22 protein-coding genes and 1 pseudogene are annotated in these 24,025 nt (G+C 55.9%); 8 read left to right on the forward strand and 15 right to left on the reverse strand.

Features of this window, described 5'->3' with window-relative positions; translation table 11 throughout:
- Window positions 1-102: 102 nt before the first annotated feature.
- The 3 genes from AC1ECK_RS09820 to AC1ECK_RS09830 are packed head-to-tail and all read left to right on the forward strand — an operon-like array spanning window position 103 to window position 3,266.
- Window positions 103-1,026, forward strand: coding sequence for a glycosyltransferase family 2 protein (locus tag AC1ECK_RS09820; RefSeq protein ID WP_480318808.1), 924 nt, complete (start codon window positions 103-105; stop codon window positions 1,024-1,026).
- Window positions 1,019-1,411 carry a GtrA family protein gene (locus AC1ECK_RS09825; RefSeq protein WP_480318368.1) on the forward strand — a complete coding sequence of 131 codons (393 nt, stop codon included), beginning with the start codon at window positions 1,019-1,021 and terminating at the stop codon, window positions 1,409-1,411. Before AC1ECK_RS09820 ends, AC1ECK_RS09825 begins: the two co-directional genes overlap by 8 nt.
- 7 nt (window positions 1,412-1,418) lie before the next feature.
- Window positions 1,419-3,266 (forward strand): hypothetical protein, encoded by a 1,848-nt coding sequence (locus tag AC1ECK_RS09830; RefSeq protein WP_480318370.1) that lies wholly within the window; start codon window positions 1,419-1,421, stop codon window positions 3,264-3,266.
- Window positions 3,267-3,398: 132 nt separating this feature from the next.
- On the opposite strand, the gene AC1ECK_RS09835 is transcribed toward AC1ECK_RS09830, so the two are convergent.
- Window positions 3,399-3,671: a helix-turn-helix domain-containing protein gene (locus AC1ECK_RS09835; RefSeq protein WP_480318372.1), complete on the reverse strand. Its 273-nt coding sequence runs from the start codon at window positions 3,669-3,671 to the stop codon at window positions 3,399-3,401.
- A 137-nt stretch (window positions 3,672-3,808) separates the two neighbouring features.
- On the opposite strand from AC1ECK_RS09835, the gene AC1ECK_RS09840 reads away from it, so the two are divergent.
- Complete coding sequence (locus AC1ECK_RS09840) at window positions 3,809-4,105, forward strand: hypothetical protein (protein WP_480318374.1); 297 nt, start codon at window positions 3,809-3,811, stop codon at window positions 4,103-4,105.
- Here the strand turns inward: AC1ECK_RS09840 and AC1ECK_RS09845 are convergent.
- The 5 genes from AC1ECK_RS09845 to AC1ECK_RS09865 form a co-directional block, all read right to left on the reverse strand.
- On the reverse strand, window positions 4,051-4,434 hold the full coding sequence (locus AC1ECK_RS09845; protein ID WP_480318376.1) for a transposase: 384 nt from the start codon (window positions 4,432-4,434) through the stop codon (window positions 4,051-4,053). The two genes, AC1ECK_RS09840 and AC1ECK_RS09845, sit on opposite strands and share 55 nt — an antisense overlap.
- 66 nt (window positions 4,435-4,500) lie before the next feature.
- The gene (locus AC1ECK_RS09850) at window positions 4,501-4,623 is read right to left on the reverse strand and encodes a hypothetical protein (RefSeq protein ID WP_480318378.1); all 123 of its coding nucleotides are present in this window, start codon (window positions 4,621-4,623) and stop codon (window positions 4,501-4,503) included.
- Window positions 4,620-5,525: an ISL3 family transposase gene (locus AC1ECK_RS09855; RefSeq protein ID WP_480318380.1), complete on the reverse strand. Its 906-nt coding sequence runs from the start codon at window positions 5,523-5,525 to the stop codon at window positions 4,620-4,622. The genes AC1ECK_RS09850 and AC1ECK_RS09855 overlap by 4 nt, the downstream gene beginning before the upstream one ends.
- Window positions 5,526-5,852: 327 nt before the next feature.
- The gene (locus AC1ECK_RS09860) at window positions 5,853-6,983 is read right to left on the reverse strand and encodes an IS481 family transposase (protein WP_480318382.1); all 1,131 of its coding nucleotides are present in this window, start codon (window positions 6,981-6,983) and stop codon (window positions 5,853-5,855) included.
- 319 nt (window positions 6,984-7,302) lie between these two features.
- Window positions 7,303-7,539, reverse strand: a complete 237-nt coding sequence (locus AC1ECK_RS09865; protein ID WP_480318384.1) for a hypothetical protein — start codon at window positions 7,537-7,539, stop codon at window positions 7,303-7,305.
- 133 nt (window positions 7,540-7,672) lie between these two features.
- Here AC1ECK_RS09865 and AC1ECK_RS09870 point away from each other — a divergent pair, with 133 nt between their 5' ends.
- Window positions 7,673-8,827 (forward strand): phytanoyl-CoA dioxygenase family protein, encoded by a 1,155-nt coding sequence (locus tag AC1ECK_RS09870; protein ID WP_480318386.1) that lies wholly within the window; start codon window positions 7,673-7,675, stop codon window positions 8,825-8,827.
- A 1,128-nt stretch (window positions 8,828-9,955) separates the two neighbouring features.
- On the opposite strand, the pseudogene AC1ECK_RS09875 reads toward AC1ECK_RS09870, so the two are convergent.
- A pseudogene (locus AC1ECK_RS09875) lies at window positions 9,956-10,093 on the reverse strand (transposase domain-containing protein); the annotation flags it as partial.
- Between the two features lie 40 nt (window positions 10,094-10,133).
- Window positions 10,134-11,648 carry a glycoside hydrolase family 32 protein gene (locus AC1ECK_RS09880; protein WP_480318388.1) on the reverse strand — a complete coding sequence of 505 codons (1,515 nt, stop codon included), beginning with the start codon at window positions 11,646-11,648 and terminating at the stop codon, window positions 10,134-10,136.
- Between the two features lie 19 nt (window positions 11,649-11,667).
- Here AC1ECK_RS09880 and AC1ECK_RS09885 point away from each other — a divergent pair, with 19 nt between their 5' ends.
- Window positions 11,668-11,904: a hypothetical protein gene (locus tag AC1ECK_RS09885; RefSeq protein ID WP_480318828.1), complete on the forward strand. Its 237-nt coding sequence runs from the start codon at window positions 11,668-11,670 to the stop codon at window positions 11,902-11,904.
- Between the two features lie 334 nt (window positions 11,905-12,238).
- Entirely contained in the window at window positions 12,239-13,780 is a 1,542-nt protein-coding gene (locus AC1ECK_RS09890) for a hypothetical protein (RefSeq protein WP_480318390.1), read from the forward strand.
- 455 nt (window positions 13,781-14,235) lie between these two features.
- On the opposite strand, the gene AC1ECK_RS09895 is transcribed toward AC1ECK_RS09890, so the two are convergent.
- On the reverse strand, window positions 14,236-15,138 hold the full coding sequence (locus AC1ECK_RS09895) for a class I SAM-dependent methyltransferase (RefSeq protein ID WP_480318392.1): 903 nt from the start codon (window positions 15,136-15,138) through the stop codon (window positions 14,236-14,238).
- A 722-nt stretch (window positions 15,139-15,860) separates the two neighbouring features.
- Here AC1ECK_RS09895 and AC1ECK_RS09900 point away from each other — a divergent pair.
- Window positions 15,861-17,000: a hypothetical protein gene (locus tag AC1ECK_RS09900; RefSeq protein ID WP_480318394.1), complete on the forward strand. Its 1,140-nt coding sequence runs from the start codon at window positions 15,861-15,863 to the stop codon at window positions 16,998-17,000.
- Between the two features lie 635 nt (window positions 17,001-17,635).
- Here AC1ECK_RS09900 and AC1ECK_RS09905 read toward each other — a convergent pair.
- From AC1ECK_RS09905 to AC1ECK_RS09930, 6 genes are all read right to left on the reverse strand, one after another.
- Entirely contained in the window at window positions 17,636-18,058 is a 423-nt protein-coding gene (locus AC1ECK_RS09905; RefSeq protein WP_480318396.1) for a GtrA family protein, read from the reverse strand.
- The gene (locus AC1ECK_RS09910) at window positions 18,055-19,338 is read right to left on the reverse strand and encodes an NAD(P)/FAD-dependent oxidoreductase (RefSeq protein WP_480318399.1); all 1,284 of its coding nucleotides are present in this window, start codon (window positions 19,336-19,338) and stop codon (window positions 18,055-18,057) included. The genes AC1ECK_RS09905 and AC1ECK_RS09910 overlap by 4 nt, the downstream gene beginning before the upstream one ends.
- 13 nt (window positions 19,339-19,351) lie before the next feature.
- On the reverse strand, window positions 19,352-20,290 hold the full coding sequence (locus AC1ECK_RS09915; protein WP_480318401.1) for an NAD-dependent epimerase/dehydratase family protein: 939 nt from the start codon (window positions 20,288-20,290) through the stop codon (window positions 19,352-19,354).
- Between the two features lie 67 nt (window positions 20,291-20,357).
- Complete coding sequence (locus AC1ECK_RS09920; RefSeq protein WP_480318403.1) at window positions 20,358-21,098, reverse strand: SDR family oxidoreductase; 741 nt, start codon at window positions 21,096-21,098, stop codon at window positions 20,358-20,360.
- Window positions 21,095-22,417 carry an FAD-binding oxidoreductase gene (locus AC1ECK_RS09925; RefSeq protein ID WP_480318405.1) on the reverse strand — a complete coding sequence of 441 codons (1,323 nt, stop codon included), beginning with the start codon at window positions 22,415-22,417 and terminating at the stop codon, window positions 21,095-21,097. The genes AC1ECK_RS09920 and AC1ECK_RS09925 overlap by 4 nt, the downstream gene beginning before the upstream one ends.
- The gene (locus AC1ECK_RS09930) at window positions 22,414-23,838 is read right to left on the reverse strand and encodes a UbiA family prenyltransferase (protein ID WP_480318407.1); all 1,425 of its coding nucleotides are present in this window, start codon (window positions 23,836-23,838) and stop codon (window positions 22,414-22,416) included. The genes AC1ECK_RS09925 and AC1ECK_RS09930 overlap by 4 nt, the downstream gene beginning before the upstream one ends.
- Between the last annotated feature and the right edge of the window lie 187 nt (window positions 23,839-24,025).

A 24,025-nucleotide genomic window follows, 5' to 3' on the forward strand; every position in this document is an offset into this window, starting at 1 on the left:
GCTTCGATCAAATACAGCAAGAAACGACGAAGGACCGCGTTCAACGTGCAAGCACAATTTTTCGATAGTCCAGGTCACCGACTGGATAACGATTTCGGTCATGTGGCCGTACTGGTTCCCTGTTACAACGAAGCGCAGACGATCGCCAATGTGATTGGAAGCTTTCGTACGGCACTACCGGGCGCGCGCCTCTATGTCTTCGACAATAAGTCGACTGACGCGACGAAGGCGGTCGCAGCGCGATGTGGCGCGACGGTCCGTGCGGTGAATTATCAAGGCAAGGGAAACGTCATTCGTCGCATGTTCGCCGACGTCGAGGCAGATGTATACGTGCTCGTGGATGGCGACGATACGTACGATGCGACGGTCGCGCCGCAATTAGTGGGGCTGCTGCTGGATGAGGGGCTCGACATGGTGGTTGGAGCACGCGAATCCAACGAAGAGGCAGCATACCGACTTGGCCACAGGTTCGGCAATGTCCTGCTCACGCGATTTGCAGCGGCGATTTTTGGCCGCACCTTCAGCGACATGCTGTCCGGCTACCGGGTGTTTTCCCGTCGCTACGCGAAGTCCTTCCCAGCGCATTCGTCAGGATTCGAAACAGAAACGGAACTCGCCGTGCATGCGCTGGAGCTGCGCATGCCAGTGGCTGAAGTGCCGACCGTATATCGTTCGCGGCCGGAAGGTTCTGAGAGCAAGCTGAACACGTACCGCGATGGAGTGCGGATACTGATGACGATCCTGCGCCTGTTCAAGGCCGAGAAGCCGCTCCTGTTCTTCTCGATCGGTTTCGTCGTCTGCGCGTTGTTGTCCGTGATCCTCGCGGTGCCATTGCTGGACACATATCTGCAAACGGGGCTCGTGCCTCGCCTGCCGACGGCATTGTTGTGCGCCGCACTTATGCTGTTCGGCTCAATACTGCTCGTCTGTGGGATCGTGCTCGACACCGTGACGCGTGGACGTTCTGAGGCGAAGCGTTTTGCATATCTGCGCGTGCCCGCGCCGGGCCGGAAGTCCCGTGAATAGCGCGCATCGCGAGTTCCTACGGTTCGGCGTCGCGGGCGTAGCCGGCTTTGCCGTCGACGCCGGCGTGTTGTACGGGTGTCTGGCGATCGGACTCGGCTATTTCCTCGGCCGGGCCGTCTCGTTTCTGTGCGCGGTATGCTGCACTTGGCAGATCAACCGACGCTTCACCTTTGCGCCGGCAGATGGTTCGCTGTGGCTGGAATGGTGGCGATACCTGCTCGCGATGGCTGCGGGTGGGACTGTCAACTATGCGGTGTACTCGGCCGCCGTATTCTCGCTGCGGGGCATGCCGTTCCTGCCACTCATCTCCGTTGCATCTGGCTCAATCGCGGGCCTTGTCGTCAACTTCGTCGGCGCAAAACTGTGGGTCTTCAAACACCGTTGAACATCATATGAACGTAACGGAACAATCACTGCAAGGAGTGTCGCTCTGGCGACGCGTTAAATCGATAGACCTGAATTCGTCCCGGACAACGACGCTCGCGCGAATATGGGTACCGCTGCTATTCGGTCTTTGGTCGCTTCTGCTCGGACAGGACCGCAACTGGGACAGCTTCAACTACCACCTTTATAACGCTTTTGCTCTGCTTCATGGCAAGCTGCATCTGGACTTTGCGGCCGCTGGAATGCAATCATACTTTAACCCTGCACTCGATACCGCAATCTTCCTCCTGTATAAGTGGCTTCCGGCTCCGCTCATCGGCTTCGCGCTGGGTGCCTTGCACGGGTTGAATTTCCCGCTTCTGCATTCAGTTATCCGGCGTGTGCTGGCCGACCTTCCCGAAGAGGATCGCTACAGAGTGCCGCTGCTGCTCGCCATCGCAGGCGTCCTGACAGCGAACTTCCTCTCGGGCGTTGGAAACGCGATGGGCGACGATACGACGGCGCTGCTCATCCTGTCATCCCTGCTCGTGCTGTTGCGCGGCTGGGAACGGATCGGTTCGATCAGCGTAGCGACGACGGCCGGGCTCCTAGCCGGACTTGGCATGGGGCTCAAGCTCACGAATGCTACCTATGCGCTTGCTCTGTGCATATCACTTCTGCTTGTGCCGGGCACGGTTGAATTCCGGATTCGAGTCGCCTTCATCTTCGGCGTCGGCGCTCTTGTTGGCCTTGTCGCTGCAGGTGGCCCGTGGATGGTGGAGATGTGGGACACGTTTCGCAATCCGTTTTTCCCACAGTTCAGCTCCGTTTTTCCGAATCCGCTTACGCCGTCAGTGGGCGTGTCGGACAAGTCCTGGTTGCCGACAAACCCCGCGGAATACCTGCTATGGCCGTTTTATTTCTCTTTAGACTCTAAACGCGTCGGCCAGGCGCGGCTCCATCAGATCATCTGGCCGCTCGTATATGTGCTTTTCTGGACTGTGGCGACAGCCCGCGCGGCGGGGCTCCTACGCAAGCCGGATAAAGCTCTATTTGACGGCAAGGCGCGCTATGTCATCGGGTTCGTCGCGATCGGCTATCTGCTGTGGATGATCGTCTTCAGCATTTATCGCTATATCGTCCCCATCGAGACACTGACGCCCCTTGTCGTATACCTGCTGTTGACCAAGGCGATACCTTACGCACACGCGAGGCGCGCGGCAGCTTGGCTGCTCTCCGCGGCCACGCTGGTCGTGCTCGCGGGTGGCGTCGAGACCTGGGGGCATGAGCGGTGGGCATGGCATGCGTATAGCGCCGACGTACCGGCAATCGCGCAGCCGAAGAGAGCGACTGTGGTTCTCGTGGGTGGTAACCCCGCATGGGGATGGCTTGCGCAGTTCTTTCCGGCGACTTTGGCATTCACCCAGATTGACGGTAGCTTCCCATTCACGCCGCTCTATGATCAGCATGTCCATGACATGGTCCGCGCGCGAGGCGGCCCCGCCTTTGGGGTAATAGAGGGCAAATACAACTGGCGTATCGAGAACGTTGCGAAGATGGACACGCTTGCGGGCCAACTGGGGCTCCGAGACAGTGTGCAGGGCTGCAACGCTATGCGTTTCGCGATCGCGCGGCTGCGTCTGCACGCCTCGGTCGACTGGATACGGCATAGGGGGGACAACAGCGTGTGTCACTTGCAATTGCGCGCTGACGACGTGCGCGACATTGGTAACGATAATGCCGGCCTCGTGGAGGGGGCTAGGGCGATCTTGGAGCGGCACGGCTTTACGGTCGACGCGGGCTCGTGCACACAGCATCGCGCCTACGTGGGGCAGGGCGTATTCCCATATCAATGGTGCCGCATAGAGCTCCAGTAAGCGATATCTCAATGATTTCGCGCTATCGCCTTCGACTAGCTGGCGAACGCGGCGCGGATTTACTTGGGGCACTGGAAAACCAAGGTGACGAAAGGAGCTTCGTGGCCCTCAGGAGGGGCGAGCTTCCCAGTGTCATGCGAACCGTGTGGGGCCATTCTCCGCCGCCCGTTCCGATAGTTCGGCCTCAATGGCCTCTGCCATTTCCGTGAGCGTTATGTCGAGTTCTCGGCACAGGGTAAGCATGGTACGCAGAGACGGGGAATTTTCACCGCGTTCGAGCAGGGGTATGAACGTCCTATCCAGACGTGCGAACACAGCCAGGTCGTGCTGAGTCGTGTGCTTGCCTTTGCGCAAACGTCGCAAAGCCCTACCGAAGGCAAAGTTCTTGCTGTTCTCTCTGGGCATTCTGGCCGGAGTTCATCGGCCATATTGTCGCAATCGGGACGTCGCACGAATGCGACGAAAATTTGCTCTAGTACAAGTTTTGTTTTGCAAATTCCGTATAGTTACTATTATACGGAATTCAGAGCAGCCCTTGACCCGTGCTTGCACCTCAAGCCTGCATCGCAGAAGCCAGTAGCAGCTACCATGTTCAGGTCGCGGCAATCAACGCCGTGATCGAGCATGGCCTGCCCGCCGGCACGGTGCAGGGCGGGCGAGTAGAGCCGATGGCAGTCCCGGTGCAGTGGCTACCAGTATTCGGCCTCATGGGCATCGACCAGAACGCCGTGGTCTCCGACGCATGTGAAAATATCGGGTATCCGTATTTCGTGGTTGAAACGGGTCAAATCTTGCCTTCTTCAATCAGCCGCGCCAGTGTTGATATGTCCACGCCGTAGTTCTTTGGATCGTGTGTTGATGCCGGGCGAGCGCGCGGCTCCTTCGCTGGCTTGTCGACCACCAGCAGGTCTGCAAGGCCCATACCCATCGCGTCATCCAGCAAGCCGTGTCGCAACATGTCGTTCACCTCGCGCGGTTTGACTCGCCGCTCGAACTTCGGCCGACTGTTCGTTCGCTTGAACGCGCCTTCAGCAAACAGGATCTTCGCCCGCAGGGCGTGGAAGCTGTAACTCCGGCCGAGCCGGTTCATCACCTGGATCAGGTTGTTCAGCGACTCGGTGTAGGCGTTCGTGATCGGATGTTCAAAATACGTCAGAATCTCCGGCATCCAGTTATGGGATGCCTTGGTCAGTGGCTCAAAGCGCCCGTGCAAGCCGTGCGGGATCGACTTGAATCAGTGGCCGTAAGCGTCGTGCGCGTCGCCCGGCGTGGCGCTGTCGTAGATCCCATAGAAGGCTTCCTTGAGTCTGTAAGCGTCGCCGAGTAGCGGGTAATTCTTCGTCCAGCCGTCCGTCAACAGCCGCCTTGATCGGTCAGGTCTCGCTCGCGCTTGAGCAGTACGAAGCGGTCATGCATCAAGGCGCGCCGCTGGCTGGTCGTCAGGTTGGCACGAATTGCCTTGCGGGCCGACTCCATGGCGTCATTCGCCATCCGGACGACATGGAACTTGTCCACGACAATCGTCGCCTGCGGCAGCACGGCGCGCGTAGCGTCCCGATACGGACGCCACATGTCCATCGCCACGTACTGCACCTTGTCGCAGCCTTCTAGCCCGTAGAAGTACCGTTCTACGGTCGTTTTGTTACGGTTCGGCAGCAACTCGACGATGGTGTTGTTGGCAATATTCGTGATGACGCCGCGCGGGCGGATCAGGTGGATCTCGTCGATGCCCATCCATTTCCGCGTCTCGAACCTGATGTGCTTTTGCAGCCCGCTCACGTAGTCGCGGAACACCGAACGCACGGTGCTCTCGTTGATGTCGACTTCCTCGGCCAGGCTGGCGAACGTCCGTTTGATCGCCTGCTTGCCGATCCAGGCTACGAGGCGTGCTGTCATCGACCGCCTCTCGTCGACGTCGGGTAGCGCTTCGCTGAAGGTCTTAATGCACGCCTGGCAGCGCATGCGGCGCGTGCCTACGTACATCCCGACGCGTCGGCCGTGCATCGGCAGATCGCGCACGAGCGGCTCGCGGCGGCCGAAGCCGACCAAGCGGTCAGAGTTGCAAATCGGGCAATGCGTAGGCGGCTGGATGACCTGGACGCTAACGTGGTAATTATGGTCGTCGTGATCGACTACCAAAACGACATAGGCAGCCAGGTTCAGTTGTTCGCGGGCATGTTCTTGTTCGAGGTGGCGGGGAACGGAATGATACTGCTGCGTCCGTCTGGCATGGCTTTCGTCATGGTGGACCTCATGCATCACCCGATGCCGGCGCAAAGGAACCGCAGCGGCGTCGAGTCGCGCACTGCTTGTCCTCTATCGCAAGTTCCTTGCGTTTCGCTTCGCACAGGTGAACCTCACCGCACGTTCCGTTTCCGAACTTCAACTCAGTCACCAAGCGTCGACTGCACACAGAGCATTGCCCCAGGTGCGGCTTCATGAATCCCCCGTATCCTTCCGGCAGTATCGGACTAAGAAGGAATGCCGCCGTCCCGTGGTACCCGTTTCCGCTCATTTGGTTGTAGCAAGTGTATAGACCGGGGACATGGTTGACAGACGTGCGGAGACATCGTTGACACTTTATGGTCAGTGATTCCCGTTCCTCAGGTCAAGGGTGAGGATGCGGTGATGGGCAAACCAGAATTCAAATACACCGTCTTCGCCCACCTTCGCGCATGCCGCAACCGGCAGGCCATAAAGTGCGTTTGAGACTTTGAGTTTCTGGCCTTTAAAGCGTAGCTGGCCATCTGACTTGACCCGTAGCACCACGTCGTCCGGGCCATATTCAGGTTCCCGCAGGATCGATGGATACGCCCGGGGGCTGGGCCTGTAACGGCTGACCGGCGTGGCCAGGCCGATCGCCTCGTGCGGGCGTTCGCAGTTATACACGGTGCGCCAGCGGTCCAGTTCCTGTTGCACGTGCTCCTGCGTGGCGAAGCTTCTTCCGTTCAGCACTTCAGCCTTCAGCGTACGGTGAAACCGCTCATCCTTGCCATTGGTCTGCGGGTGATACGGCCGGCTGTAGCTGATGCGGATACCCAGCCGGATCAGCCAGACGGCCAGTTCGGTAAGCTGCCCCGGACTGCCGGGCGAACCCCACGGCGAACCGTTATCGGTGTTGATGCGCAACGGCAGGCCGTAATGCCCGAACGCCTCACGTAATCCCGCCTGCACGGTCGCGGTGTCTGTCGGCCCGCAGGCACGCAGCAGGATGCTGAAACGCGAGTGGTCGTCCAGCACCGTCAGGGGACTGCAACGCTGCTTCTGGAGCGTCTCGAAGTGCCCCTTGAAATCCATCTGCCAGAGTACGTTGGGCTGCTCGTGCTCAAAGCGCTTCCACGGTTCGCTCATGGCTGAATCGGCCGGCAGGATCAGGTTATGCCGGTGCAGGATGCCGGTCACGGTGCTGGGCTGCGGCACCGCCTCAAAGCCCAGATCCTGCAGGCGCCGGCTGATCTTGCGCCCGCCCCAGCGCGGATGTGCCTGGCGCAGCCGTACCACTTCCTGCTCCATCGCAGCGGGAGTCTTCAGGGGGCTGGTGGCCGGGCGCCGGGACTGGTCTGACAGCGCGTTCCCGCCACGCTTGAGCCATTTGTAGCCGGTCTGCCGGCTGATGTTGAAACGCTGGCACAACTCGGTGATCGTCAGCGTGTCGTGACTGGCCAGATGAACAAATTCCTGTCGGAGGCTCATGGTGTCTCTTGCGTTCCAGGGCATGGTCGGGACCGGGCGTTTTGATACCCGGAAGTGTCAACCATGTCCCCGCACACCTGTCAGCTATGTCCCCGGTCTATACAAGCAAGGTACTCACCGGTCGCAGGATCAACAATGCATTCCAAACCGCGAAAAACGTAGTCGCTCACGAGATAGCACGCTCCCCGTTTCGTCGACAGGCCTCGCCGGTACGAGCCGCCGCAACGATAGAACGAACCAGGCAGCGCAAACAACTTTCCACCGCGCTCAATGACTTTCCTCGCCCGCTCGAAATCGATTGCCTTCCAGTCCGTGTAGTACGTCGCTGACATGCTGCTTCTACCTAGTTGACTTCGCCGAGAACTTCCACCGCAACAAGGCGCGGTGTCAGCTTCTCACGTGAAACGGTCTTTTCTTCCCGAACCCATTCACCGTTGATCTTTGGCGCGACCGCAATTCGCGCACGGGACGCAGTGAGATTCAGCACGACGGCTGCGACGGGGATCACATACCCGTATCCGCCTGGGGCGTTGAAACTCCGCGTTACGCGATCGCCAGGCTGTAGGTTTGGCATTTCCATCGGCGCACCTCATCGGGAATCAACCGCGTAAACCGGATACCCGTAAATTTCTGTTATATTCAGAAAAATAAGCTCCGCCCGCCTCGAAAAGATTACTAATTAATGTGGCTGCAACCCTTCTGAAAAACTCATCGTGAACGACCAAACCAAGAAAGAGCAACTACAGCGATTCTATGATCGTACCGTGGCTCCGATTATTCCCGTAAACCTTGCAACTCAAAATTTCCGTCACAAGGATTTTCCGGACTCTGGACCTTATCCGTGGCTCGACCGTCCGGATGCACACGAGCAGATTGATGCTCGACTGCGCGCACAGGAAATCACCGAAGAAGAAGCTGAGCTGTGCCGCAAGTGGGAGCGCGATGGATACGTTATCCTCAACGGCTTCTTTAGCCATGAACAGCTTGATGCCACATGGGCCGAGTATGAGGCCGACATTGCATCCGGAAAGGTCAAACCGCCGCATGAACCACTGTTCGACGGCGATACCATTCCCGGTCGCGTTCTCAATCCTCATTTCTCCGTCGATAAGATAAAGAAGATGCTTTTCGACGAGAAAATGGGCGATATCGTTAGTCTTCTGCTCGGCACGCGTGCACTGCCGTATCAGACCATCAGCGGCCACAAGAGTAGCGAGCAGTTGCAACACTCCGACTCGATCCACATGTCAACCTATCCCACCGGATACCTGGTGGCAAACTGGATTGCCTTCGAAGACATCCACCCCGACTCCGGTCCGCTCGTCTATCACCCCGGTAGCCACAAATTGCCGTACTTGATGGCCGACGATCTGAGCATTCCGTTCGACGTTGGTTATCAGGCATATCGCAGCATCTACGAGCCGGCCATTCAGGATCTGATCGTCAAGCACAAGCTTGAAACCAGTTACTTTCTCCCCAAAAAAGGGGATGTGCTGCTGTGGCATGCCAACCTCCTGCATGGCGGTAGCAAACTGCGAGATACAAAGCAGGTAAGCCGAAAAGCACTGGTGTGCCATTTCTTTGCGCAGGGATGCACCTGTTACCACGATCTGGTTGGTATGCCAGCATCGGTCATGAACATCAAGTTCGATACCGAAGGATATTTAAAATCAAATCCGGACGTTGCAGAGTCGGGATGGGACGCTGGACACCATTACTTCACGACTGGAAGATACGAGGGCCGCGTACCGGGTGAGTTTGATTCGGAGAGCTATCTGAAGGCCAATCCCGACGTCGCAGAAGCTGGTCTGGATGCCTATACCCATTATCGAATGCACGGGTACAAAGAGGGGCGATCGCTGAAATAATAGCGTTAGCTCGCGGCTCAGAACGCCGCGAGCGCCAGCAAGCGTTTGCGAAGATAAACGAGAGTCTTGTCGATCTTCCAGTCGCGATGCCGGATCCATCCCTTCAGTTCGTCGAAGTTGCTCGCAATTTCCTCTGACAGAGGTGTGAGTTCAGTCAGTTCAGCAATTCGGTCGGCAGGTATTTTGCCACTTGGTGATCAGCGAGGAATCAGTTTCTCCTTAGAGAGTTCAAATGTGCCGAGGAAGGTACGCATAGGCGTCTTGCCATAGCATCATGGCCCTTGATGTTCGCGCTCATTGCTGTACTGGTCAAGCCAAGCGCCAGATCGGCCTGCAGGGGGGCGATCGAGTCGTAGAGCTTCCTGGCGATAGAACTCGATGAGCATGGTTTTGTGAAGCCGCTCAACGTTGCCACTTCATCGCTGGACACCCGCTACGGTCTGATAGAAATTTACGGTTTCTTTACTGAATTTTTACCGCAAGACGTGTAGTTCAAGGTAAGAGATAAGGCCCACGCTGAAATCTATCTTCGTTCGTCGCCAGTTATGATCTATAGGTAAGTTGGCGATGGAGCGGAGATGCACATGCATTGGTTGTGGGCCTTTATGTTAGTGGTGTGGTTGTGCCTTGTTCGAACACCACATCACGACTCCAACGATAACCCCACTAAGCCCGTCGAAAAGGACTCGTCGGAGGTTTAGGCCAAGTGAGCTAGCGCCTGTGAAGCGCTGCCATTTCGACCGGCGCTACCCGAACCAGTCACGATACAGCCTGCTCGGTCGGAGATTCGACTGGAGGACTGTAACCGCCACCGACAACTTCATCACTCAGCCGTACATCGGTTCCTTTCAAGGCGGCTTCACGGTCTCGTGTAAGACACGTGTCTAGGTCTGAGGTGTAAGCTCGCTTACCTCTCCCCTCGAATTTGATCCCCCAGGATGGTAAAGACACCACAGGCAAAGTTACCTACCAGGCTCTGCTCAAGGTAAGCGCGCAATCTAGCGTATACCTATTGCACCTCACGACAACACGTCAATCGATGACCTTCGCACCATGTGTCAACGCCGGTTGAAATCTGACCCGGTGGGTCATTTTTACATCGACGCTAACACCAATGCCCGGGTTGAATCAAGAGAGACGTGCGACAGCTGCGAGCTTCGCGAAGTTGAAGGGCAACAGGTCGGTGACATCGGCATCCGGTGCACGCTGCAGCAATTCGGTTAGCAGATCCACGAGGTATGCGTAGGGCTCGACGTTACGGGCCTGACCTGTCCGAATTCCCGGCGCAATAAAGACGAAACAGGCGTCACGAAGAAAAGATCGTCGCGAACGTTGGCTTTGCTGGGAACGCAAGCCCTGAGAACGTCTCGCGACCACCATCCACGAAAAGCTCGAACGAATCCCGATCAAGCAGGATCTGTAATCGGATACGACCATGGTCTGCGACGACCGGGATGTTGTAAGGGGTCTTATCAGTCGGAAACTGATAGCCATCATAGCCGCGACGATCAATCTGGACCGTTGAGGTAGATGGAACGAGCCTCAACGCGATATGCCTCGACCCGGTATCAAATAAGTTCACAGTGACAGTGGGATCTGCCTTTCTATCAGGGATATCAACGTCAATTTCTTGAGCCGTTTTCGTCTTGAATCTTTGGATTCCCCGCATCGCGTCAGTCTTCACAACGATACGATCTCGCGCGAGCATCGACTGTACAGACTTCACTGGCTGTTGCTCCAAAAAGTAGCCAGAATCACCATAACGTAGAGAAAGTTCGCGCGGGACAATCATTTCTCCACGGTATGTCGAAGCGGGGGTCTCTTTGGCGTACTCCCAGTTTGCCATCCAGGCAAGCAGTACTCTATGTTGAAGCGAACTACTCTCTGGGATCCATGTCTTGGCTGCGTAAAAGTCACTTCCGTAATCGAGCCATTTCACGTCAGACGGGGGCGCAGAATTTGTAAAAACCTTCCCGTCGAAGCTCCCGACAAAATATCGATTCCCGAATGAGCCGGACGGCGCTCCATGCTGGACGCTCACAATCAAGATCCACTTCGTCTCAATTTTTCCATCTCGCATAACTTCGAGGGGGAACAGATCCGGACATTCCCATGGAATCCCTATCCTCGCTTCAGCTTGACCAAAGTCTCCTACGTGCGTCCAATGCCGCAGATCCGGAGAGTTGTAAAAGCAAACATGGTCTCCGCAAGAAATGACCATCGCCCAACCGACGCTCTGCCCAAACCAGAAGACCTGCGGATCGCGGAAGGTATCGGTGTTGTTATATGGAAGCACTGGGTTCTTGGCGTATTTTGTCCACGTGGTGCCGCCATCCAGGCTGTAGGCAATTGCCTGTCGCTGACCACTGCCGGGTCCAAAGGTGTCAGCAAGCGTATATATTGCAACCAGCGGCGGATGCCTCCGTGTTCCTAAACCGCTGGTATTAGTTCGATCAAAAACAACGCTGCCCGAAAAGATCATCCCTTGAACGTCCGTTTGATTCACCATTTTGTCCGGGGACAACGCGACAGGCAAATTCTGCCAATGCACCAAGTCCTTGCTGACTGCGTGGCCCCAGTGCATCGGCCCCCAGACCAATGGATCCCTATAGCGACCGTCCTTTAGTTCCCATCCACCGTTATAAAACTGGTAGAAGAGGTGATACTGACCGTTGTATTGAATGAGCCCGTTGGGATCATTGATCCAGCCGCGTATTGGAGCAAAGTGATAGGTCGGATGGTCCATCTGTGCATGTGCGCATCCCGATGCGAAAAGCACGGTGATGAGCACGGCCCGGAAAAGCATTTGCGCAATGTTCATTTGTGGCTTCGCTGCGGACATGAAGATCGCAGCGATCATAGCAGACCGTTTTCAGACTACTCGCGCCACCTCTGGCGTCATCCAGTATCAGCGCTTCAAATACACCTGCCCGTCCCGCGACCTAGGCGTCAAGGTCACGCCAGCGCCGACGCGCATCATCCCGCCCGGCCTGCTGATTGAATCTGCGCTCGCGTGGATCATAGCCGGAAATTACCACTACGTTATACGTCTGCAAGCCAGCCCACCCAGCGTATAGAGCACACCCATCAAATCAGTGTAAACTTCACACTAGCAGTCACGTCAGCCTAGGTGCATACGGTTGGGTTGGCGTAAGGGGTGCCCTATCCATGTTTCCTAGACCGTTGGGAAGCACCCAAACCGGCCACCAATGGTCTCAATCGAGACGCATTCGAACCAACACAAGAGGTGTGACTAGCGATAGTTCTGGGATTTGCCGGCACACCCGCAACCATCGAGCACCGGCCCCTCAAAAGCCGGCCCATCTGCCCAGAGGAATCGAACACTCCATCCTCCAAGCTGTATGTCAAGAGGCAGTAGGTTAGTCAAACAATATGAGTCAAGGAATCCTCGTGCCGAAAAGACTTTTGGCATCCTTCGCTGCCACGATCTGCATTGCGCTATTCATTATTGCATTCGGGAAAACGTTCGCATCCAACCAACTCTATGAGGTAGGCGACTTTGCTGCAAATTCGCTGCTCATACAGGATGCCAAGCATCTCCACCTACTCGTTGGCAACTATTCTCGAGTTGGTTTCAATCACCCCGGGCCTGTGTTTCTTTATGTGCTAGCGGCTGGTGAGATCGTGTTTTTTGATCTCACCCGAATCGTGGGCTCAGCGCTTTCGGGACAAATACTTGCTATCGCACTGCTCTCCGCCTTCTGGATCACATCGATCGGTAAGCTTATGTGCCGGCTGCAAGCGTCGATTTCCAGAGGCATCCTTACGACCGCACTATTTGTGGGTACCACCGGCTACCTTAACTTTCAAGCGTTCTTGGGTCCTTGGTTTCCACATCTTTACTACTTCCCGTTCGCCACCTTCACAGTCGCAATTGCAACCTTGATCATGGGACGCAGGGACGGACTCATCCTGTTGGCCATCAGTTGGGGGTTTCTCGTGAATGGGCACGTGTCCTTTGTCGGTATCTCAGCGATCATGCTTCTATGCGCGCTCGCGGCAAATACTGGCCTGCACATGACCGGTGGCATTGAAAGGCGAGACTGGGTGCTGAGTCGTGAATATTTTTCGACGAATTCATGTGTGATCCTGCCTGCAGTGGCAATCGCACTAATATTTCTCACCCCACTGATCGTACAAACCATCATTCACTTTCCCGGGCCTGTTGCACAGTACGCAGCTTTTGGACACACTCATCATCCGAACCGTCTCGGCGACGCAATACACTTCGTCGGACTCTTCTGGAACAACGGTTTGTTCGGCCTGTTGTTGGGGGCTGCCGTCTGCCTAGTTTTCGTGACGAGCAGTGCGACAGGCGAAACTTCGCATCACCTCGATCCGGATCGAGCGATTGCGCTATCTTTGGTCAGTGCTTCAATTGCCTTTCTGCTCTATGCGGTCTTTGGTGTCGATAACCTCTCGTTCACCTACATCGGCATCTTCTACTATTCGGCTCCTGCATTCGCCGTTGTGCTTTTGTTGGCGCGATCTATCGGGTACCTGACAACCCAACGTGGCTTTCTTGCGACGGCACTCGTTTGCTTGTTAGCAAGCGTCTTTACGGCCACTCGAATCCACCAAGCGCCAGAGTACGCCGCCCAATACAACGACCCTGAGATTCCTTCCGCTTACGCTGCGATACAACAGATCGGAAACGACCCACTAGTGTTCGATCTCGACAGTCAATCGAATTGGGAGCGTCTGTGGACAACTCTGGTTGGCATCGAAGCCTACGCAAAGCGCCGAGGTTCTGTGCCGTTCTGTATCGCGGAGAACTGGCAAATTGTCTTCACCCAGCAAGCCCGTTGTACAGCAGATGAGCTCGGTCGAGCCAAGACACGTTATCTTGTATCTACGTCGCCCCAAGGCAGCTTGATTAGTGCCGCGCACGTTGACGGTCTTTACTTCTACCCACGCCTAGCGACGAAGTGAACTGCGCCATAAGTTAAAGTAAGGGCCCGGCCATCCCGTCTTGAGCTGTGTTGAAGGTTTTGAGGCATGGTATTCACTTAAACCCCAAATAGGTAGGCAAGTGAACACTATCGAAGAAAAAATGTCGTCTCGCAAGAATTGACTTTAAAGCCCGCTTACTGAAAACCTGAAGGACCGAGGGTATCGCTTTCGACCATCGCGTTGCCCCCGAAGCTGCGGTGGCGTCGTAGGCGGTCAACAAATCCGCCTGTGGCCACCGACTAACCCAATCTGTCAAGACGGGTTTGCTGGCCGCTTACGTTGTACTTCAGATTTGAAAACTCGTGAACAATTACAAGGATGGCCGGGCACTTACAAACCTTCGACGCCGAGGGTAATTGCTTAGCGCCGCCGTCGCGACGCACACCTCGCCTCGACAGGGATCGTGCTTGCCAGCATCGTCTGCGCAGGAAAACCTATAGGACTCGACCTTCCTTCTTGCCAAAGCGAATGTAATGCTCAGCCCCTGACTTAAACTGACCACCTTCGACGGCTTGTGCAACGTCAGGGTTACGGGCAAGATATGATGCCTCATCGTATCCAGAAAGTCGTGTCGCATAGATCAGTATCGATGGTCCAGCGGCATGATCATCGTCCTCGGCTCCTATGACAATAGTCATTCCTAGATCTTCGAGAACTCCAAGCAAACTCTCGCGAGTCATCCATTGACTATACGGCGCAGTTCCACCTGCAAATTTCGGATCGTTCAGGAATTGGAGATATTCGTTCCGGTGGGTGTTGATTGTCCTGCCATGGAATTCTGAGACGGTAGGAGTGTTGCTCAAGTGGCGCTTCATCCGCTCGTTCTTCTTGGCAACCTCGGGATCATAGTAGTGCGTCCAGATACACAGGGAGTCTGCGGCATGCGCCATATCTTCCAAGAGAGAGACCGGGTCGGTCATATGGTAGAGCACGCCACAGGCAAAAACCAAGTCGAATTTCTGGTCTCGCTTTGCAAGCGATTTTCGAAAGTCTCCATACAGGAAATCGGCCTCAAATTTGAACGCGTTTTGCACTATCAGACACTTTAGAAACGCCTTTGAATTCGATTCAATAGCGACGATTTTTTTGGCGCCGCCTCTTGACAGCATGTAAGTGTGACCGCCTTCGAGGGGCCCAAGCTCCAGTATCGTCTTTCCCGCAAATCCCCCACAGTGCTGTTCCAGCCATCGGACACGAACATCCTCGAAAAGCGCACTTTTGCCGAATCCGAATCCTGGAATATTCGACGACCAAGCGCCTTCGAATATTTCGAAGGCAAGCTTGGGGCTCGGCTCCTCTTCTGTGTAGTGGTCCAGCTGTGTTTCGTTCAATTGCATAGCTCCAGATTCTCGACGCTACGCATATTACCCCCAAGTCTTACCGTTGGGTAATTTGTCGAAAGCTTTGACCGCGGCGTGTAGCCACGGAATGTTTTGGCCCACGCTATCCCAAAGATCCTCCAGCAGTACACCGCCATAGAAGGTTAACGCGTGCATGTCGCCCAGCCGGCCCCCCTTCGTCTCGACCGGCGTCGCACACGTGAATGCGTGGCTCGATACGCCCATAGCCACGATAAAGCTGTGAGCTTCACGCCTCTACCCCACAGTTCCTAGTGGATCCGCCCGTGGTCAAGCTACGCGTAGGCGGCTGTTCCTGTGGATGTGCCGAGCAACCGCCGCTCGTGTTCACCTTCGTCCATGTCGCAGGCGCTCACACAATCCAGCCCAGCGACACCGGCCAGGCCGGCGGACTTCGTTACCACGGTCTTGAAATCCCCAGCGATACGGCGATCCAATCGTGGAGAAGCCACCGTCCAATTGAACTCATAAGACGTCCTTGACCATGCGCGCGTTCATCCGTTGCGCGGGTATGTTCTCTCCGGCAAAGTCCAGCGAGCAAGGCTCGCATGGTTGATTTCTGCACAACGGGAAACCTGCCTTCCGGTCCGCTCGGTCACGTTCCCGAAACGGTGGTCACTCATCAGGAACACGCAGTAGCACCATCGCTCACCGTTGGCCCTGGATAGACGTGGCCGCGATGGTTTGATATCTTCGCGCTCATGAATATTACAAATCCACGCGCCCGCGCCGCTCTAGCCTTTTTTCTGTCCATCGCCATCCTCTGGTATCGAGCACCCGAGAGGCTTGTGAACGGCTTCCTGTGGGCTGAGGATGCAGGTGTATTCATGCTCGACGCCCACACGCTCGGAAAGCACTCGATCTTTCATACATACAACGGCTATCTGCACGTATTACCTCGATTCATTGCCTACGCCCAATTCATACTGACCCCAATCCAGTGGGCTCCATGGATTTTTTGCACCGCAAGCCTTCTGATCACGGCAGCCTCTGGCGCCTATATCGCGGCCACAATACGCACGTCGGCCTTGGCACTGCTCATGGGATTAACACCGGTATTGGTCCCGCAGAACGGAGAAGTGTTCCTGTCCATCACGAATCTGCAATGGATCGTGTTTCCTCTACTGCTCGTCCTGCTCTGGCAATGCCTGTTTGAAGCACCGCAACGCATCTGGCCACGGGCGCTAGCGAGTGCCGCTATCGGACTGACCGGTCCATTCGGTGTGCTTCTATGGGGGCCTTCGTTCGTGGTGGCAGCGTATCGCATCCGTTCTCTGAGCCGCGGTCAGATTATATGGTTCGCCAGCTTTACGGCATCCGTTGCACTTCAGGCGCTGATGATGCACAAATATCCGGCGCCATTGCATGCACCAGGGCCTGTGGACTGGGCGCACCGCGTTCCGAAAGAGCTGTTCTCAGACCTGCTGCCTGGCGATGCCCCATTGTGGACGGCTGTTCCTCTGGCAATGTGGCTCACTGTGGTGATCGTCGGAAGTGAATCGGTGTCCGTGGGAGCCTTTCTCTGTACAGCAGGAATTGTCATATGGGCGCTTGGCGCACATCGCACCGAGTATTACACGCCTAACTTTTCTTGGCATGGAACCGGAAGTCGCTACCTTTACATCCCATTACTGATGTTCTGGTGGGCGTCAATGCTTTCCTTCCACACAGCTCGAAGTAAGTCTATCGCCTACGCTGCTGCGGCTTTTGCAGTTTTGATAGCTCTCGCGAGCGCATCTCAATTCGAGTTCAGTCAGTGGGGTTCATGGCAGATTTCTGCGATGCCGACGTCTTACGAAATTGTTGTACCTCCCAACTGGAAAGTATCTATCTCGCGTTGACTTTACGGTGTTTCACCTCATTTTTGCAGATGAGGCGCTCCACCACGACAACACAATATCCAGCGACTATCAGAGCCGCGATTACAACAAGCGGCTCGGCGCTCAAATCTCACATCGCCCGAAAGTTGATCGTCATTTCACTCTTCTTTAGGAAAAAATTTAAACGTCCGCCTAATACTGAGCGCCTCACCAAGGCAACCGTAAATCAAAAGACGATGTCTCTGGAACGTAAACGCTGCACGAACCTTGCAATTACCTACACCCATCAAATCAGGGGAAACTTCACGCTGATAGCCACGTCAACTTGGAAGCATGACGATTGGCGCGAGGGGCGCCCTACTCATGTTTCCAAGACTTTAGGAAACACCCACGCAACCACCAACGGTATCAGTCGAGATCTGACCTAATCAACTTCCACGGGGTGCGACTGGTGTTAGCTCTGGGATTTGCTGGCGCACCCGCAATCATCGCGGCATCGAGCCCTACACAAGGCGCCGATCAAAACGTGGACCGCTTTTAGCCAAATCACTCAAGTTATGTTGCAAATCTGCGCAAGTTTGACGTAGTTCGTAAGACCGTGAATAACTGAAATACTGGATTTTCGGGCAAACGCCGCAAATCGCACGATTCGCAACTCACCGAAACGACCACTTCTTATGCCCCACATAACTCGTAAAAACCGGCACGATCACGCCAAAAAAATGCGCAATTTCCCTCGTATGCCAAGTCACGCCCATCCAGGGCAACACGTAATACGCGAGAATCACGCTGACCAACCAAGTCTGTAACACAGCGACCAGGTTGACCAAAACAAAGAACCCTGCCGACTTCGATGTCGACTGAACGCTCTCAGTGAATACGAACATCTTCGTCAGCACGAAAGCCGTAATCATCCCCGCGATATAAGCCAGCACGATCGCCGTTGAAAACGGCAGCCAGCGACTGAGCACTATCCGGCTTCCAAAGTTGACCGCCGCGGCCACACCCCCAGCCACCAGGAACTTCAGAAAGCGTGGCGACATCAAACCACCCCCAATACCAGTACGAGCGACCGTCATACCATTCGCGCCATCTTCCGCGCGAGCCCAATGCTCTCGGAGATGCCACGGTCCTCAGGATAGTAGTAAGACGTATCGGCGACGAGCAGGCCCTTCACCGGCAACTGAATCGGAGGCAAGCGGTCAAGGAAGCCCGGTTCGCAGATGGGCTGTGCATAGCGGTAACGGCTGGCACGAACATCAATGATATCGGCCTCAGTCAAGGCTGGATTAATCCGCATCAGGTACCGCTTCACCTTGTCAATGAACACGCTGTCAGCCTCCTGGTACTTTGCATGCTCACCCGGCATATAGAAGGGGACATAGACAATGTGCTCGTCAAGCGGTCGCAGATTCGTATACTCAACGATTCCGGGGATATCCATATCCGGATCGTTAACGTTCAGCCAGAAATTCTGCGTCACGGCCTTCTTCAACTTCGCGATCACGCAGACCACGGCCACGTTCTTTACGCTCCTGAACGCTGTCAACAGTTCTGCCGGCAGATCCGGCATGACAAGCGGAACGTACGGCAGCGGAATCGTACTGATGACCTTATCGAAGGCAAGCACTTGCCCGTCGACCACTACGCCTTTGACCGCACCGTCTTCAATGACCACTTTTTGCGCGGGAGACCGCAAACGAAACTCACCACCATTCGCCTCGATATAGCGACGCATGCCTTCGAGCAGCGTGTCTGAGCCACCCTCAAGATAGCCGAGTTTCTCCCGGAACAAATCGTAGCGCGACCGGCCGATACGCCGGATACGGCTCCAGATCCATGCAGCCGAAAGGTTGTACGCGTAGTCGTAGAACTTGTAGTCGAACAGCTTGCGCCACAACACTTCCCATGCTTCTTCGCCAATCCAGCGGCGAATCCAACCAGACGCTTCGACGTGGTCCAAAGGACGCCAGTCATTGCGCTTGGTCGACAGAAACGCGTGAAGACCATAGCGAATCTTTGCGGTCAGACTCAGTCCCTTGAATTTGAGCAGCGCGATCGGGTTACCCCAGGCCTGCACATGCCCCTGGTAGTAGTAACCCATCTTGGTCTCGACCCACTTCATTTGGTCTTCGATACCAAGTTCACGCAATACCTCAAAGAACGCATGATCAGAAATCGCGTGAAAGTGGTAATAGCGCTCGATCGACAGCCCACCAAAGTCGAAACACGCGGCCATGCCACCAACGCGATCATCCGCCTCGAAAATCACAGGCTTGCGGCCATCCTTGACCAGTTGATACGCGGCTGCGAGACCCATCGGACCCGCGCCCAGTACGGCGATTTTTTCGTTTTCCATGCTCATCTTCAGTTTAGAATTCGAGCGCGATCTGGCTGTAAACCGGATCGTTGAAGGTTTCGTCCATAGCATCCGCGAACGACGTTGCCTTGATATGGAAAATACCTTCCCAATCGATCACTTCAAACTCGTCGCCGGCGGTAAGCGCTTTCAACTGATCAGCCGTAAACGGCGGATTCTTGTCGAACAAGGCGTAGATCTTCAGCAGGACATAGAAAAGACCATATGGGATGCGCACGATCGCGCAACGAGCTTTGGTGGCTCGCTTGATCTGCCGGATGATGTCGATGTAGTCCACCCGCTCGAGCCCGGTAATATTGAACGCCTGGCCGCGCATACGGGACTCGATGCAACTGATGATCACGTTGCAGAAATCGCCCGCATACAACGGTTGACGCATGTAACGACCGCTGCCCGGAATCGGGAAAACCGGCACGCGCTGCATGAAGCGCGACAGCCAGCCCAGATGCTTTCTGTCGAACCAGCCGAACATCAGCGTTGGGCGCAGCACGACGCATTCGATGCCGGATGTCAGCACGATCTCTTCCTGCTTCTTCTTCGTATCCGTATAAAAGTCGTCGGCAACGGAATTCACCACCGACGAACTGATGTGCACGGTATAGGGCACTTTGTATTGCTTGATGACGTCGAGCACCCGTTCGGTTGACGTAATGTTGTTGCGAATAAACGGCTCGATCGTGGGACCGCCAATCTGCGCTTGCAACATCACGACTACTTCCGCGCCATCGAAATAACGCGACCAGTCGCCCGGTTCAGCAAGATCGGCGTATTCAATCGTGATGTCCGGATGCACGCTTCTCAACACCTCGAGATTGGCGCGATGCTTGTCCAACACGACCAGGTTCGTGTATCCACGCTGTTTGAGTCTGGCCACAAGGTTCTGACCAACCAGACCTGCGCCACCGGGAAGAATGATGCGAGTATCGTTCATTAATCTGTCGTTAAAGCTAATCGTCGAATGGCGAGCGGCCTGGGAAAGGCCATCACCGAACGGCGGGTCATAGAGACGCGCGCTTGAATAGGAACCTTGGTACCGATCGAATGATCAACATGATCCCAGACCAGAACCAGGGCGTATAAATCGAATCCTTCTTCTTGGCGATCGCACGCACGATATCGTTCGCCACACGCTCAGGGGTTGCAACGAGCGGACCAGGCAACGGCATACCCGCGGTCATTGGTGTATCGACAAACCCCGGCTTGATCGTCAACACGTGCACACCAGCCTTGAACATCCGTGCGCGCAGCCCCTCACAAAACGTCGTAACAGCCGCTTTCGCGGTTCCGTAGACATAGTTCGAGGGCCGTCCTCGCTCCCCAGCCACCGACGAAATCACCGCGATCACGCCGCTCTTTGCGTTTTCCATCAGGTTCGCCAGTGGCGTCAGCAATGCAATCACGGACAAACCGTTGGTCGAAAGTTCGCGCAATGCTACCTTCGCGTCCGCCTCGCACGCCTTCTGATCCGACAAGGTGCCATGTGCAATCAAGACAATGTCGATACCACCCAGTGCAGCCACGCAGGCATCGAGCATTGGCTGATGTGCGTCAAAGTCGTTCATATCGAGCACGTAGGGCGTCGTAGTCTTCGCGCCGCGCACCACGAGGTCCGCAGCGATTTGCTCAAGGCGCTCGGCTTGCCGTCCCACCAGAAACAGCGTCGCGCCTTCTGACGCCCATTGGCGCGCACACGCGCCGGCAATCGCGGAGGTCGCACCGACTATCAGGACTCTTTTCATGTTTGTGTTGTTCGTTGCCAAAAACGCGACATCAGCGCCGGATCGCGCAGTGCCTCCAAGTCCCGCCATGCAGGGTAAGCGCGTTGAAAATCGCTTGCCGACATATGCGCATCCTTCGCTGGATACAGTCGTCCGCCAGCTTCCCGGACAATTGCATCGAGCCGCTCAAACAGGTGGAGAGTTCGCTCATCCTGCTGCGGGAAATCCAGTGCAAGCGACGCGCCCGCCATCGGAAAAGACAACAACCCGGGTGAAGTCACTTCGCCACAACGTTTTAGCACGGCCAGAAAAGAACCCGTCCCGCTCGCTCCGATCGCCTCCAGTATTGCATGCATGCCGTCGCGCGAATTAGCTTGAGGCACGACGCACTGATACTGTTGAAACCCGCATTTGCCGTAAATCCGGTGCCATTCGAGCAAGCTGTCGAGCGGATAGAAATAGCTGTCGTAGTCGACTTCGCTCTCCACAGCCTTACTTTGCTGACGGTTATAGTACAGCGCATTGAAGGCACGTAAGGTCAACGGATTGATCAGCGAGATCGGTGGTGTTACAGGTACCGTGCGCGTCTTCCTAGACGGGCGATCCAGCCCACCGTCCTGAGCATGGTCCCCGACCATGAAGATGCCGCGCCCAAGCGACGCGCCTCGGCTCAGGCAATCGATCCAGGCGACGCTGTATTCATGCTGGCTGTCGAGCTCGTCAGACAGTGCAATGAATTCGTCGAGATTGTCGAAGCGGATACTCTTCACCGACACACGGCTCGAGCGAATCGGCATCAACTGGATTTCCACCCACGCGATGACACCGGTGAGCCCCAGCCCGCCGATCGATCCGGCGAAATATTCGGCATTCTCGGTTGGCGAGCATTCGAGCGGCTCGCGCTCGGAGCGCAGCAACTCAAAGCGGCGCACATGACGTCCAAAGGTGCCGCGCACGTGGTGATTCTTGCCGTGAACGTCGTTGGCCACTGCGCCGCCGAGAGTGACAAATTTCGTCCCTGGGGTAACCGGCAACATCCAGCCCCGAGGCACAGCCAACTGAAGAACATCGTCCAGCGTGGCGCCCGCCTCTGCACGCAGCACCCCGGTTTGCCAGTCGGCAGCCAGAAAGCGGTTCATCCGCCGTGTATGCACGACATGGTCACTTGCAGCCAGACAACTGTCCCCGTAGCTGCGGCCATTACCATACGCCAGAGTTGTTCCGTTGGCGTTTGCAACATTCGTCCATGCAACCGGCAATTGATCGCGCCAGTCCACCGGATGTGCAACCTGCGGATGATATGGGTAACGCCCCCACGACTGAACCGTGTTGGCCGTCATATCGCCAACCAGAACACGAGACCGATCAGAGCAACAACCATGAGGCTAACGCGGTCCTTCGCTGCAAAGACAACCGGATCGTCATGCATCAGCCCGCGGTGCGTGATAAGCCATGTGCGGCTGATCCAGTAAAGCAGCAGAGGACAAGCGAGCCAGATCACCTGCGGATGGCGGTACAGGTGCATGGTATTGCCATCCTGAATGTACATGGCCAGCACCAGCACCGAGAGATAACCGGACGCAGCGCCAAGCGGTGCGATCATCGACAGATCGTCGGCGACATAGCCGCGGCCCCGCGCTTTCGCCCGCCCCGCCGCCCGTGTTGCATGCAGTTCCGCATAGCGTTTGACAAGCGCCAGACTCAAAAACAGGAACATCGAAAATGCCAACAACCAGAAGGTCAGTGTCATTTTGAACGCTGCCGTTCCCGCGATGATTCGCGCGGTATAAAGCATCGCCAATACGACTACGTCCAGCATCACGCGACGTTTCAGCAGGAACGAATAGGCCATCGTTAGCACGTAATAGCCAGCGAGGACCAAGGTGAAGCGCAACGGGAGCCAGAGGAGCGCTCCGGCAAAAGCACCGACTGCGAGGACCGGAAACGCCGCCATGCCCCAGACAATCGACAGCGAACCCGACGCGAACGGACGGCGCCGCTTGGTGGGATGATGTCTGTCGTCATCGAGGTCGAGCAGGTCATTGAGCAGATAGACGCTCGACGCACATAGGCCGAAAAGAACAAATGCGAGCATGCCGCGCAGGTCCAGGGACAGCGACGATACCTGATGCGACGCCAGCAACGGAATAAAGATCAGCAGATTCTTGAGCCATTGGTGCACACGCAAGGCCTTAGCCCACATGCGCAGCGAACTCTTACGCGTATCGATGACAGTTTCGACGTTGCCGATTGCCTGAGCCTTGCGCTCGATTCGTCTTGATGAATTCACGACATAGGCACGCTCCGCAGCCCGCCAGACCGATAGATCGTCGTGGGAATTTCCCGCGTAGTCGAAACCCTTATCCCCGTATTCCCGCACGAGCGCGTCGCGCTTCTTGTCGGCAGAGAGATTGGTCTTGCCGTCTGTGGCGAGCGTTTTGTCGAAGAGACCAAGATGCCCGGAGATCGCTTCTGCATAGCGCGAATCGCTCGCGGTGGCGAGAACGATTGAACGCCCGGATTCGCGCTCCCGCTTTAGCCACGCGATCACTTCCCCGTTGTACGGCAAGCTTGTAACATCGACGTTGGTCGATTCGGCGAGCTTCGCCTTCAGATGCGCTTTACCGCCGCGCGCAAGCCACATCAACGGACGATAAAAACGGTGAGGCTGCTTCTTGATGTACGCGAAGCCTGACTCGATCAGCATGTCCGACTGGATCAATGTGCCGTCGAGATCCACAGCCAGTGTTTTGCATTGCATACAAGTTTATCCGCTGAAGCGTCAGAATAGGCAGACGGGTCGCCAAAGACAGGCCGAGGCTTCGAACCGCGGCGGAATTGCACACTGTGGTCGCTCCGTCAAAGATCCCTCCAGCCTCACAGCCTGCCCTTTCCGTCTATTACTGCAAATAGGCAAGAAAGACTTTCTAATTATAGCAATGTGTAAC

This window comes from Paraburkholderia sp. SSBN10T, from assembly GCF_056619545.1.